At 71.0% G+C, this 13065-nt stretch carries 10 protein-coding genes; 9 read left to right on the top strand and 1 reads right to left on the bottom strand.

The genetic code is table 11. The features are described from left to right. The first annotated feature begins 63 nt into the window (after nt 1–63). The 5 genes from uvrA to SANBI_RS09840 all read left to right on the top strand — a co-directional run bounded on the left by uvrA (nt 64) and on the right by SANBI_RS09840 (nt 7264). Entirely contained in the window at nt 64–3012 is a 2949-nt protein-coding gene (gene uvrA, locus SANBI_RS09860) for an excinuclease ABC subunit UvrA (protein WP_056133318.1), read from the top strand. 151 nt (nt 3013–3163) lie between these two features. Next, nucleotides 3164–3736, top strand: coding sequence for a DUF6328 family protein (locus tag SANBI_RS09855; protein ID WP_319154573.1), 573 nt, complete (start codon nt 3164–3166; stop codon nt 3734–3736). A 161-nt stretch (nt 3737–3897) separates the two neighbouring features. Then, nucleotides 3898–5043 (top strand): acyl-CoA dehydrogenase family protein, encoded by a 1146-nt coding sequence (locus tag SANBI_RS09850; protein WP_319154570.1) that lies wholly within the window; start codon nt 3898–3900, stop codon nt 5041–5043. Beyond that, nucleotides 5037–6494 carry a bifunctional PIG-L family deacetylase/class I SAM-dependent methyltransferase gene (locus SANBI_RS09845; protein ID WP_319154568.1) on the top strand — a complete coding sequence of 486 codons (1458 nt, stop codon included), beginning with the start codon at nt 5037–5039 and terminating at the stop codon, nt 6492–6494. Before SANBI_RS09850 ends, SANBI_RS09845 begins: the two co-directional genes overlap by 7 nt. Beyond that, nucleotides 6491–7264, top strand: coding sequence for a glycosyltransferase family 2 protein (locus SANBI_RS09840; protein ID WP_319154565.1), 774 nt, complete (start codon nt 6491–6493; stop codon nt 7262–7264). The genes SANBI_RS09845 and SANBI_RS09840 overlap by 4 nt, the downstream gene beginning before the upstream one ends. 16 nt (nt 7265–7280) lie before the next feature. On the opposite strand, the gene SANBI_RS09835 is transcribed toward SANBI_RS09840, so the two are convergent. Continuing rightward, nucleotides 7281–7754, bottom strand: a complete 474-nt coding sequence (locus SANBI_RS09835; RefSeq protein ID WP_319154563.1) for an OsmC family protein — start codon at nt 7752–7754, stop codon at nt 7281–7283. Nucleotides 7755–7870: 116 nt separating this feature from the next. Here SANBI_RS09835 and uvrC point away from each other — a divergent pair, with 116 nt between their 5' ends. The 4 genes from uvrC (at nt 7871) to whiA (ending at nt 13042) form a co-directional block, all read left to right on the top strand. Beyond that, nucleotides 7871–10027, top strand: a complete 2157-nt coding sequence (gene uvrC, locus SANBI_RS09830; RefSeq protein WP_319154561.1) for an excinuclease ABC subunit UvrC — start codon at nt 7871–7873, stop codon at nt 10025–10027. Between the two features lie 42 nt (nt 10028–10069). Then, nucleotides 10070–11014 (top strand): RNase adapter RapZ, encoded by a 945-nt coding sequence (gene rapZ, locus SANBI_RS09825; RefSeq protein ID WP_056133306.1) that lies wholly within the window; start codon nt 10070–10072, stop codon nt 11012–11014. Beyond that, nucleotides 11011–11982, top strand: coding sequence for a gluconeogenesis factor YvcK family protein (locus SANBI_RS09820; RefSeq protein ID WP_408669698.1), 972 nt, complete (start codon nt 11011–11013; stop codon nt 11980–11982). The genes rapZ and SANBI_RS09820 overlap by 4 nt, the downstream gene beginning before the upstream one ends. Before the next feature lie 79 nt (nt 11983–12061). After that, the gene (whiA, locus tag SANBI_RS09815; protein ID WP_056133300.1) at nt 12062–13042 is read left to right on the top strand and encodes a DNA-binding protein WhiA; all 981 of its coding nucleotides are present in this window, start codon (nt 12062–12064) and stop codon (nt 13040–13042) included. The last annotated feature ends 23 nt before the right edge of the window (nt 13043–13065 follow it).

The raw sequence follows: 13065 nt of genomic DNA, 5'->3' as shown, positions 1-13065 counted from the left end.
CGACCCGGTCACAGTTCTTCGAACAGGTGTGCGCGTGTCGGTGGTCGACCGTACGATGTCGGGGTGAGTGATCGCCTCGTCGTCCAAGGTGCCCGTGAGCACAACCTCCGCAACGTCGACCTGGATCTTCCCCGTGACGCCCTGATCGTCTTCACCGGTCTGTCAGGCTCTGGGAAGTCCTCGTTGGCCTTCGACACCATCTTCGCCGAAGGGCAGAGACGGTACGTCGAGTCGCTGTCCGCGTACGCGCGCCAGTTCCTCGGCCAGATGGACAAGCCCGACGTCGACTTCATCGAGGGCCTCTCGCCCGCGGTGTCGATCGACCAGAAGTCGACCAACCGGAACCCTCGGTCGACCGTCGGCACCATCACCGAGGTCTACGACTACCTCCGTCTGCTCTTCGCGCGCGCCGGCACGCAGTACTGCCCGGTGTGCGGCGAGCGTGTCACCGCCCAGACCCCGCAGCAGATCGTCGACAGGCTGCTCGAGCTCCCCGAGGGCACGCGGTACCAGGTGCTCGCACCTGTCGTCCGCGGGCGCAAGGGTGAGTACGCGGACCTGTTCAAGGAGCTCCAGTCGAAGGGCTTCGCCCGTGCCCGGGTCGACGGCGAGGTCGTCCAGCTCACCGAGCCCCCGACGCTCGAGAAGAAGCTCAAGCACACCATCGAGGTGGTCGTCGACCGTCTCGTCTCGCGCGAGGGCGTCCAGCGTCGTCTGACCGACTCGGTCGAGACCGCCCTCGGCCTCGCGGGTGGTCTCCTGGTCGTCGAGATGGTCGACGCGGAGGAGGGCGACCCGGACCGGGAGCGCCGGTTCTCCGAGCACCGCGCGTGCCCGAACGACCACGTGCTCACCCTCGACGAGATCGAGCCGCGGACCTTCTCCTTCAACGCGCCCTACGGTGCGTGCCCCGAGTGCACGGGCATCGGCATGCGCCTCGAGATCGACCCTGAGCTCGTCATCCCCGACGAAGACAGGTCGCTCGCCGACGGGGCCGTCGCCCCGTGGTCGCAGACCTCCTCCGAGTACTACCAGCGGGTCCTCGGCGCTCTCGCCAAGGACCTCGGCTTCTCGATGGACGTCCCGTGGCGAGCGCTGCCCGAGCGCGCCCGCAACGCTGTGCTGCACGGACAGAACCACGAGGTGCAGGTCAAGTACCGCAACCGCTGGGGCCGTGAGCGTCAGTACTCGACAGGTTTCGAGGGGGTCATCTCCTTCCTCGAGCGCCGTCACTCCGAGACCGACTCCGAGTGGTCGAAGGAGAAGTACGAGGCCTACATGCGCGAGGTCCCGTGCCCCGTCTGCGACGGCACGCGCCTCAAGCCTGAGGTGCTCGCGGTCCGCGTCGACGGCAAGTCGATCGCCGAGGTCTGCGCCCTCCCGCTGCGCGAGGCCCGCGACTTCCTCGACAACCTGCAGCTGGGTGTGCGCGAGCGTGCGATCGCGACGCAGGTCCTCAAGGAGATCCAGGACCGTCTCGGGTTCCTGCTCGACGTCGGGCTCGACTATCTCTCGCTCATGCGTCCCGCCGGCACCCTGTCCGGTGGAGAGGCCCAGCGCATCCGCCTCGCGACCCAGATCGGATCAGGCCTCGTCGGCGTGCTCTACGTCCTCGACGAGCCGAGCATCGGTCTGCACCAGCGGGACAACCGCCGCCTCATCGACACGCTGACTCGCCTGCGCGACCTCGGCAACACGCTGATCGTCGTCGAGCACGACGAAGACACGATCCGCACTGCGGACTGGGTCGTCGACATCGGCCCGGGTGCTGGTGAGCACGGTGGTCGTGTGGTGCACTCCGGCGACTACGCGGGTCTGCTCGAGGCCCCGGAGTCGGTCACCGGCGCGTACCTCGCCGGCCGTCGCTCCATCCCGATGCCGACGCTGCGCCGTCCCGTCGACCCCAAGCGCCAGCTGACCGTGGTCGGTGCGCGCGAGCACAACCTCACCGGGATCGACGTGAGCTTCCCGCTCGGGGTGCTCACGGCTGTCACGGGTGTGTCGGGCTCGGGCAAGTCGACGCTGGTCAACTCGATCCTCTACACGGTGCTCGCCAACGAGCTCAATGGCGCCCGCCAGGTCGCCGGCCGCCACAAGCGGGTCACCGGGCTCGAGCACCTCGACAAGGTGGTCCACGTCGACCAGGGGCCGATCGGACGCACACCGCGCTCGAACCCCGCCACCTACACGGGTGTGTGGGACCACGTCCGACGCCTCTTCGCCGACACGAGCGAGGCGAAGGTCCGCGGTTACACGCCCGGACGCTTCTCCTTCAACGTCAAGGGCGGGCGCTGCGAGGCGTGCTCTGGCGACGGCACGCTCAAGATCGAGATGAACTTCCTCCCGGACGTCTACGTCCCCTGCGAGGTCTGCCACGGGGCGCGGTACAACCGCGAGACCCTCGAGGTGCACTTCAAGGGCAAGACCGTCGCCGACGTGCTCGACATGCCGATCGAAGAGGCCAACGAGTTCTTCGCGGCGGTCCCGGCGATCTCACGTCACCTCAAGACGCTCGTCGACGTGGGTCTGGGCTACGTGCGTCTCGGGCAGTCCGCCCCGACGCTCTCGGGTGGTGAGGCGCAGCGCGTCAAGCTCGCGAGCGAGCTGCAGAAGCGCTCGACGGGTCGGACGATCTACGTCCTCGACGAGCCGACCACGGGTCTGCACTTCGAAGACATCCGCAAGCTGCTCGCGGTGCTCCAGTCTCTGGTGGACAAGGGGAACTCGGTCCTGGTGATCGAGCACAACCTGGACGTCATCAAGAACGCCGACTGGGTCATCGACATGGGCCCCGAGGGCGGGTCCGGTGGTGGCCTCGTGGTCGCCGAGGGCACACCCGAGCTGGTCGCGTCGGTCGAGGCCAGCCACACAGGCCGGTTCCTCGCCGAGGTGCTCCAGAACCATGAGCCCGCGGGTGTCGCGCCGCTGCCGAAGAAGACCGCAGCCGCTGCCGTCACGAAGAAGCCAGCCAAGAAGCCCGCGAGCCGGGCGAAGGCCAAGCTCAAGGAGTGACGTGCTGGGCCACGAGCGGCTGAGCACGTGCCGCCTCCGACGACAGTCGGTCGGGCGGTGACGAGAGGCGGTACCCGCAGGGGTGCCGCCTCTCGTGCTGCAGCCCCTCGTGCGATGGTCCCCACCGAGGCCCGGTGCCACACTCGGGAAGATGAGCGATACGCCTTCGAGCCGCCGCCCGACGAGCGGCACCCACAACCCCGTCGACGACCGTGACGAGAGCGTCTCCGAGCGAGCCGACCGCAACTGGGCGGAGCTCTTGCAGGAGCTCCGGGTCACGCAGACAGGCAGCCAGATCCTCACGGGCTTCCTCGTCACGCTGCCGTTCCAGCAGGCCTTCGCGGAGCTCGACAGCCTCCAGCGGGGCACCTACGTCACGCTGCTCCTGCTGTCCGTGCTCGCGACGGTCCTGCTCGTCGCGCCTGTCGCGGCCCACAGGGTCCTCTTCCGTCGCCACCTGCGGCTCCTGCTCGTCCGGGAGGCGGACGTGTGCGCCCGCACAGGGCTGGTGGTCCTCGGTCTCGTACTCACCGGCGTGACGTTCTTCCTCGTCGACGTGATCTTCACCCGGCCTGCTGCCCTCCTGACCGGGGCTGTGGTGCTGCTCGTCGTGCTCGCCCTGTGGCTCGTCGGACCTGTCGTCATGCTGCGACGGGCACAGTCGGCAGAGCCCGCACAGGGCAGTCAGGAACGCTCGAGCAGCTCGCGTCCTGAGCGGGGGTGAGCCCAAGCCGTCAGGCGGCCTGGACGAACCGTCTACGACCCCAGGAGGACGGCGCAGCGTCTCGCCGTGCAGGAGCGCGGCCGCCTGCGTACGATCCACTGACTGCGCGGCACCGGGCTGGCGTGACCCAGCGTGGCTGGCGGAGGAGAGACGAGGTAGGCGTGCAGCGACCGACGACCACGCTCGAGGGTGGCGTGCACCGAGCAGACCTGACGAGCGGCCGGCCCACCCGCCGGTCGACCGCGATCGACGCCCTGCTCGCCGAGGTCCCCGACCTGGGGACCGACGTGCCGGCCTCCGTCGACTGGGCGGTCCGGATCGGTGACCTCGTGCCGGGGCCCGGGCTCGGCCGCACCCTCGAGCTCTGGGAGACTCTCGCGTCCACGGCGGCGCTCGACGTCGGTGTGGCCCGCGTCCTCGAGCCGCACCTCGACGCGCTCTCGATCCTCGACCAGGCACCCGACGGCACGGACCTCGCCGAGCTGGGAGACACCCCGAGCAGCTGGGGCGTGTTCGCCGCCGAAGGACCGGGAGTGCGTCTCGAGGCGCGCCCGGTCGGCGGCGGCTGGCAGCTCGACGGGGTGAAGCCGTGGTGCTCGCTCGCCGCCGACCTCAGCCACGCCCTGGTGACCGCCTGGACTCCCACCGGCAGGCGGCTCTTCGCCGTGTCGCTGCGAGACGACGGCGTGAGGCCCGAGACCGGACCGTGGGTCTCCCGCGGCCTGCGGCAGGTCGTCTCTGCCCCGGTGACCTTCCGCTCCGTCCGGGCGATCCCCGTCGGCGACGACGAGTGGTACCTCACGCGCCCTGGCTTCGCCTGGGGAGGCATCGGCGTCGCGGCAGCCTGGTGGGGCGGGGCTGTCGGTGTGGCCCGCGACCTCTTCGACTCCCTCGGTGAGCGCGAACCCGACCAGATCGCGCTCGCACAGCTCGGAGCCGTCGACACGAGCCTGCGAGCGTCGCGAGCCGCGCTCCTCGACGCAGCGACCGTCGTCGATGCGCCGCCGTCAGCGGCCGACAGAGCAGCCGGTGGCCACGGCGACCCGCTCCTCGGCGTCTCGCCAGGCTCGGCTGGTGCTCAGACTCCTTCGATCCTCGCTCGCCGCACACGTGGGACAGTCGCCCGCACGGTCGAGGAGGTCCTCACGCGGTCCGCGCACACCCGAGGCCCTGGTCCGCTGACCGCCGACGAGCGGCACGCCCGCAGGGTTGCCGACCTCGCGGTCTACGTCCGTCAGCACCACGCCGAGCGCGACGACGCGTCCCTCGGCAAGGCCCTGCTCTCGGGCGGGGTCCGACCATGGTGAGCTTCGACCACCGCGACGTCGGGACGCCCGAGGCCGACTGGGAGCAGTCAGGCAGGCTCGGCGAGCTCGAGCCGTTCGAGGTCTCCGGGCTCGAGGCCCTCGCCGCTCGTTCTGCGCTGCGCGTCGTCGTGCTGGCGGCCCACCCGGACGACGAGACGCTCGGGGCTGCCGGGCTCGTCGCCCGTCTCGCCCGGGCGGGCGCGCGCGTCTCCTACGTCATCGCCTCGGACGGAGAGGCCTCCCACCCTGACTCTCCGACGACGAGCGTCGAGGAGCTCGTCCGCACCCGCCGGCGCGAGCTGCTCTCGGCGGTCCAGCACGTCGCCCCCGGAGCGGCGGTGCACCTCCTCGGGTTGCCTGACGGCGGGCTGCGCGAGCACCGGGCTGAGCTCAGGTCGTCGGTCGGGTCTGTGGTCACGGCTGACGGTCCGCACGGCCGCGAGGGCACGACGCTGGTCGTCGCACCGTGGGCCGGCGACGGGCACCGAGACCACCGCATCGTCGGCGAGGTCGCGCGGGAGGTCGTGCAGGGGGCGGCTGGCGAGCGAGAGCTGCGCCTGGTCGAGTACCCCGTGTGGTTCTGGCACTGGGGTTCCCCGGACGACCCCGCGCATCCATGGTCGTCGATGCGTCGGCTCGACCTGACCGGCGACGAGCCGGACAGTCGGCGTCGTTCTCTCGCGGAGCACCGGAGCCAGGTCGCCCCGCTGTCGGACCAGCCAGGCGACGAGGCGCTGCTCGGCCCGGAGATGCTCCGCCACTTCGACAGGCCCTACGAGGTCTTCGTCGTCGAGGAGAGAGCAGAGGCAGACCCTGCCCAGCCCGACGATGCGTCGGAGCAGCCCACCATGACCAGCAGCCTCGGTGAAGAGTTCTTCGACAGCTTCTACGAGGGCCGATCGGACCCTTGGGGTTTCGAGTCGCGCTGGTACGAAGAACGCAAGCGTGCGATCACCCTCGCGAGCCTCCCGCGCCAGACCTTCCGCGCCGGGCTGGAGATCGGCTGCTCGACGGGTGTGCTGACCGAGGCGCTCAGCCAGCGGTGCGGCACGATCCTCGGGGTCGACATCGCCGCCGCCCCGCTCGATGTCGCGCGTCGACGCCTGGGCGACGGCGCACGCTTCGAGCAGCTGACGACACCGCGCGAATGGCCCGCTGGGGACTTCGACCTGATCGTGCTCTCCGAGGTCGGCTACTACTACGGCCCCGAGGACCTCGTGACGATGCTCGACCGCGCGGTCGCCTCGCTCACGCCGGACGGTGTGCTGGTGCTCTGCCACTGGCGCCACGAGGTCGAGGAGTACCCGCTCAGTGGCGACGAGGTCCACGCGGCGGCTGCTGAGCGGACCGACCTGGTCCGGCTCCTCCGGCACGAGGAAGAAGACTTCCTGCTCGACGTCTTGGTGCGCCCGCCGGCGCGTTCCGTCGCACGAGAGACAGGCCTGCTGTGACGGGCGCCCCTGCCCACGGCGCACGCTCCGTCGAGGGCCACGAGCCCGGGACGCAGATTCGTGCTGTCTGCGTGGTCGTCCCCGTGCACGACGAAGAGGCGCTGCTCGGCAGGTGCATAGCCGGGCTCCGCCATGCTGTGCACCATGAGCAGGCGCGGGTGGGAGGGGCGCCGGTCGAGGTCGTGCTCGTCCTCGACGGCTGCACGGACGCCTCCGCGAGCATCGCTCGACTGTCGCCGTTCCGCGTGGTCGAGGTGTCCGAGCGACGGGTCGGCGCCGCCCGGGCCACGGGCGTCGAGGTCGGCCTCGAGGCCCTCCGGGAGATCTACGGCCCCCTGTCCGACCAGGCGATCTGGATCGCGTCGACCGACGCCGACTCGCTCGTCCCCGCGCACTGGGTGTCGTCGCAGGCCGGTCTCGCCGACCAGGGGGCGGACGTCGTCGTCGGCACGGTCCGTCCCGACCCTGCCGACCTCACGCACCGTCAGCGTGCGGCGTGGCAGGCGACCCATGTCCCGGGCCGAGCGAACGGCCATGTGCACGGTGCGAACCTCGGGATGCGTGCGGACGTGTACGCGGCTGCCGGCGGCTATCCGCCCGTCGAAGAGCACGAAGACGTCGCGCTCGTCGCCCGGGCGCGCGCCACGGGAGCCACGGTGGTCGCGAGCGACGACGCCTGGGTGCTGACGTCCGGACGCCAGCAGGGGCGCACTCCTGGTGGGTACGCGCGCTATCTGAGGGAAGACCTGGTCGGCGAGGCCTCGGCCTGAGCCTGTGGTGCTCTGCTCAGCCGGCCGCGTGGACCACCGGCCGCACGTGCACGGGGAAGTTGACCGAGCGGGAGATGAAGCAGTGCGCATGAGCCTTCTCGTGCAGCTCGGCCACGACGTCGTCTGACGCCTCGGAGGACACGGTCACCTTCGGGCGCAGCTCGATCTCGGTGAACTGCCCGGCACCGGCAGCCTCGACGCGCATCGTCCCGACGGGGGAGTCGGAGTACGCCGTGACGATCACGCCCGACTGCGCCGCGACGTGCAGGAACCACAGCATGTGGCACTCGGAGAGCGAGGCGACGAACAGCTCTTCGGGGTTGTGGCGGGCGCTGTCCCCGCGGAACGCCGGGTCAGAGCTCGCCAAGATGTCGGGCTTCCCCTCGACGGCGACCACGTGGTCGCGTGAGTAGGCGGTGTAGCTGGAGGTCCCGGTCTCGCCGGCTCCGGTCCAGGTGATCGTGGCGGTGTACGCGTGGAAGGCTCCCATCGGCCCACCGTATCCGGAGTTCACCAGATGTGACACCGGTCACGTCTGAGGAGGGCGTGACCCACGCCGCCCTCTCTGGCGCGGTCCGTGTCAGCCGCCCCGACTAGGCTCGTCCTATGGCCGATCCAGCAACATACCGACCCGCGCCGGGCGAGATCCCGACGACGCCAGGGGTCTACCGCTTCCGCGACGAGCACGGACGCGTGATCTACGTCGGCAAGGCCAAGAACCTCCGCGCGCGGCTCTCCAGCTATTTCCAGGATCTCTCCGCGCTGCACCCGCGCACCCAGACCATGGTCACGACGGCGTGCTCGGTCGAGTGGACCGTCGTCGGGACCGAGGTCGAGGCCCTCGCCCTCGAGTACTCGTGGATCAAAGAGTTCGACCCGCGCTTCAACGTCAAGTACCGCGACGACAAGTCGTACCCGTACCTGGCCGTGACGATGGGGGAGTCGGTCCCGCGCGCCCAGGTGATGCGTGGCTCCAAGCGCGCCGGCACCCGGTACTTCGGTCCCTTCGCCCACGCCTGGGCGATCCGCGAGACCCTCGACCTGCTGCTGCGGGTCTTCCCGATCCGCACCTGCTCGGCGGGCGTCTACAAGCGCGCCCAGCAGTCGGGTCGGCCATGCCTGCTCGGGTACATCGACAAGTGCGCAGCACCGTGCGTCGAGCGCATCTCCAAGGACGCCCACCGCGCCCTGGCCGAAGACTTCTGCGCCTTCATGGCCGGTGACACCGCGAAGTTCATGCGGCGCCTGCGCGACGAGATGGGCATGGCCGCCCAGAACCTCGACTACGAGCGCGCTGCCCGGCTGCGTGACGACATCGGCGCGCTCGAGCGCGCGATGGAGAAGAACGCCGTCGTCCTCCAGGACGGGACCGACGCCGACATCTTCGCGCTCACCGGCGACGAGCTCGAGGCTGCTGTCCAGGTGTTCCACGTCCGGGGTGGCCGCATCCGCGGTCAGCGCGGCTGGGTCGTCGAGAAGGTCGAAGACCTCACCGACGCGGACCTCGTCGAGCACCTGCTCCAGCAGGTCTACGGCACCGCCGACGAGGCGGCCGGCGGCGACGTGAAGGCCGCCCGCGACAGCGGGCTGGTCCCGCGCGAGGTCCTCGTCCCCGTCCTCCCGGCGCACCTCGAGGAGATGACCACCTGGCTCTCCGGCCTGCGCGGTGCGCGCGTGGACATCCGCGTCCCGCAGCGTGGTGACAAGCGTGAGCTCGCCGCGACGGTGCTCAAGAACGCCGAGCACGCGCTCGCCCTGCACCGCACCCGGCGCGCGGGCGACCTCACCAACCGGAGCCTCGCGCTCCGTGAGATCCAGGAGGCGCTCGACCTGGAGAGCGCGCCGCTGCGCATCGAGTGCTACGACATCTCGACGACCATGGGCACCCACCAGGCCGCGTCGATGGTCGTCTTCGAAGACGGGCTCGCCCGCAAGAGCGAGTACAGGACCTTCGGTGTCAAGGGTCCCGACGGCGAGGGCGCTCGCGACGACACCGCCGCGATGTACGAGGTCATCACCCGCCGCTTCCGACGCTACCTCGCGGAGCGCTCGGACTCGGCCGACCTCGAGATCGAGACCTTCGGCGGCGAGGTCGACGCCGAGACCCCCGCGACCGACCGCAAGCGCTTCGCCTATCCGCCGAACCTCGTGGTGGTCGACGGCGGCCCGCCCCAGGTCGCCGCAGCGGCCAAGGCCCTCGCCGACCTCGGGATCGACGACGTCGCCCTGTGCGGTCTTGCCAAGCGCCTCGAAGAGGTGTGGGTGCCGGGGGAGGAGTACCCCGTGATCCTCCAGAGGTCCTCCGAGGGCCTGTACCTGCTGCAGCGTGTCCGTGACGAGGCGCACCGCTTCGCGATCACCGCGCACCGCAAGAAGCGCGGGAAAGGCATGACGGTCTCCGAGCTCGACTCGGTGCCCGGTCTGGGCCCGGCCCGCAAGGGTGCGCTGCTCCGGCACTTCGGCTCGCTCAAGCGCCTGCGCGCGGCGTCGGCCGAGGAGATCGCCACGGTCCAGGGCATGGGCCAGCGCACCGCCGAGGCCGTGGTCGCGGCGCTCCGCCCTGCGGGGTCACCGGCCGAGGAAGGCTCGGCCACGGACACCGTGGAGTCGGCGGCGGTCCCGTCAGCCGAGCAGCCGGAGCTCGGGGGGCGGGCAGCGGCGGACACTCCCGAGGGTGGAGCTTCCCCGGCAGCGGGCTCTCCGGAGCCGAGCCCGGAGGTGCCCAGCCCTGCGCCGGTCGAGACCTCCGACGCGCGGGCCTGACCTGCGGGTGAGTCGGCGACGGAACACTGGCATGCTTGAGGCATGACTGACGACGTCGCTCCGAAGACCGTCCCCGTAGGGATCCCGCAGGTCGAGGCCGTCACGCACCCTCCTGAGCCAGAGGCGAGCGAGGTGCTCATCATCACGGGCATGTCGGGCGCCGGCCGGTCGAGGGCTGCCATGGTGCTCGAAGACCTCGACTGGTACGTGGTCGACAACCTCCCGCCCCGGATGCTCGTCCCGCTCGTCGACATGATGACGCGCGCGGGTTCGTCGATCACCCGTGTCGGTGCTGTCGTCGACGTCCGTGGCCGTGAGTTCTTCAACGACCTGACCGAGGTGCTCGCACGGTTCCGCAAGCGTGGCATCCCGTACCGGATCCTCTTCGTCGACTCCTCTGACGAGGTGCTCGTCCGCCGCTTCGAGCAGGTCCGCCGGCCGCACCCGCTCCAGGGCGAGGGTCGCATCCTCGACGGGATCGCCGTCGAGCGTCAGCTGCTCTCGGCCATGCGCGACCGCGCCGACGTGCTCATCGACACCTCTGAGCTCAACGTCCACGACCTCGCCCGCGAGGTCCGCCGCAGCGTCGCCGAGACCGGCCAGAGCCCCGAGACGCTGCGTATCAACGTGGTCTCCTTCGGCTTCAAGTACGGCATCCCGCTCGACGCCGACCATGTCGTCGACATGCGCTTCCTGTCCAACCCGTACTGGATCACCGAGCTGCGCCACCTCACAGGCCGTGACGCGCCCGTCCGCGACTTCGTGCTCGCACGCCCGGGGGCCGTCGAGTTCATCGACCGCTACGTCGACGCTCTCGAGCCCGTGCTGTCGGGGTACCTCAACGAGGAGAAGCGGTACGTGACGATCGCGATCGGCTGCACGGGTGGCAAGCACCGCTCGGTCGCCGTGAGCGAAGAGATCGCGCAGCGCCTGCGCGACCGCGGCCACCGCGTCGCCGTCACCGCCCGCGACCTCGGGAAGGAATGACCGTGGGGTCTGGCGACGCCCCCGCTGTCGTCGCGCTCGGAGGGGGGCACGGTCTCTCCGCGAGCCTCTCCGCGCTGCGTCTCATGTCGGACAGGCTGACCGCGATCGTCACCGTGGCGGACGACGGTGGCTCGTCGGGTCGGCTGCGCGAAGAGCTCGGTGTGCTGCCTCCGGGCGACCTGCGCATGGCGCTGGCCGCGCTCTGCGACGACTCCGAGTGGGGTCGGACCTGGCGCGACCTGCTCCAGCACAGGTTCACCTCCACGGGTGATCTCGACCAGCACGCTGTGGGCAACCTGCTCATCGTCGCTCTCTGGGAGCTGCTCGACGATCCCGTCGAGGGGCTCGACTGGGTCGGGCGGCTGCTCGGTGCCCGCGGTCGGGTGCTGCCGATGGCGTCGGTCCCGCTGTCGATCGAGGCCGACGTCGTCAGGGACGGCGAGCTGACGACCATCGTCGGGCAGTCCGCCGTCGGGTCGACCGCCAGCCGCGTCGAGAGCATCCGGCTCATCCCGTCGGACCCGCCCGCCCACCCGCAGGCCGTCGAGGCCGTCATGGCCGCCGACTGGGTCGTGCTCGGTCCGGGCTCGTGGTTCTCCTCCGTCATGCCGCACCTCCTGGTGCCTGAGCTCGCCGAGGCCCTCGTCACCTCCAAGGCCCGGGTCTGCCTCACGCTCAACCTCGCGAGCGAGACCGACGAGACCCACGGCATGACGACGGTCGAGCACCTGCGCGCCCTGGCCCGCCACGCCCCGGACCTCCACGTCGACGCCGTGGTCGCGGACCCTCTCGCCGTCGACGACCCCGATCTGCTGCTGGCCGAGGTCGAGCAGATGGGCGCGACGCTGCTCATGCGCCAGGTCCGGCGCGGTGACGGCACGCCTCGGCACGACGCGCTGCGGCTCGCGGCCGCGTACAGGGACGTCTTCGACAACTTCCTCGGGGACGTCGGCACCCGCAGCCGCTGAGTCTCTGAGGTCGTGCAGCCACCCCCCGTGGTGGCCCAGCGGGTCCCAGGACGACGAGCAGGGATGGCAGGATTGACCCATGGCGCTCACGGCTCAGGTGAAAGACGAACTCGCACGGCTCCCGGTCGACAAGACCTCCTGCCGCAAGGCCGAGGTCGCAGCGATGCTGCGGTTCGCCGGAGGTCTGCACCTCATCCAGGGACGCGTCGTCATCGAGGCCGAGCTCGACACCGCGATCGCCGCGCGCCGGCTGCGCCAGGCCATCGCCGAGGTCTACGGCCACACGAGCGAGATCGTGGTCGTCTCCGCCGGTGGCATCCGACGGGGGAGCCGCTACGTCATCCGGGTCGCGAAGGACGGCGAGTCCCTCGCCCGGCAGACCGGTCTGCTCGACGCCCGGGGCCGTCCGGTCCGTGGTCTGCCGCCCCAGGTCGTCTCGGCCGGTGTCGCCGAGGCCGAGGCGGCGTGGCGGGGGGCGTTCTTGGCCCACGGCTCGCTCACCGAGCCCGGCCGGTCCTCAGCCCTCGAGATCACCTGCCCGGGTCCCGAGGCCGCCCTCGCCCTGGTCGGCTCCGCTCGCCGTCTGGGCATCTCGGCCAAGTCGCGCGAGGTCCGTGGGGTCGACCGTGTGGTCATCCGCGACGGCGAGGCGATCGGTGCCCTGCTGACGCGCCTCGGCGCGCACGAGACCGTCAAGGTGTGGGAGGAGCGTCGGCAGCGCCGCGAGGTCCGCGGGACCGCGAACCGCCTCGCCAACTTCGACGACGCGAACCTGCGCCGCTCGGCGCGAGCCGCCGTGGCCGCCGGTGCGCGGGTCGAGCGAGCCTTCGACATCCTCGGCGCCGAGCTGCCCGACCACCTGCGCGAGGCCGGCGAGCTGCGCCTCGCGCACAAGCAGGCCTCCCTCGAAGAGCTCGGCCAGCTGGCCGTCCCGCCGCTCACCAAGGACGCCGTCGCCGGGCGGATCCGGCGTCTGCTGGCGACAGCCGACAAGCGCGCGGCCGAGCTGGGGATCCCGGACACCGAGGCTGGGCTGAGCCCGGACCTGCTCGACCTCTGACACGGCCGGGGGAGCGCGGCGCG

Source organism: Sanguibacter biliveldensis (genome assembly GCF_033798665.1).
GTDB lineage: Bacteria > Actinomycetota > Actinomycetes > Actinomycetales > Cellulomonadaceae > Sanguibacter > Sanguibacter inulinus.
This window is presented reverse-complemented; position numbering and strand designations above follow the sequence as displayed.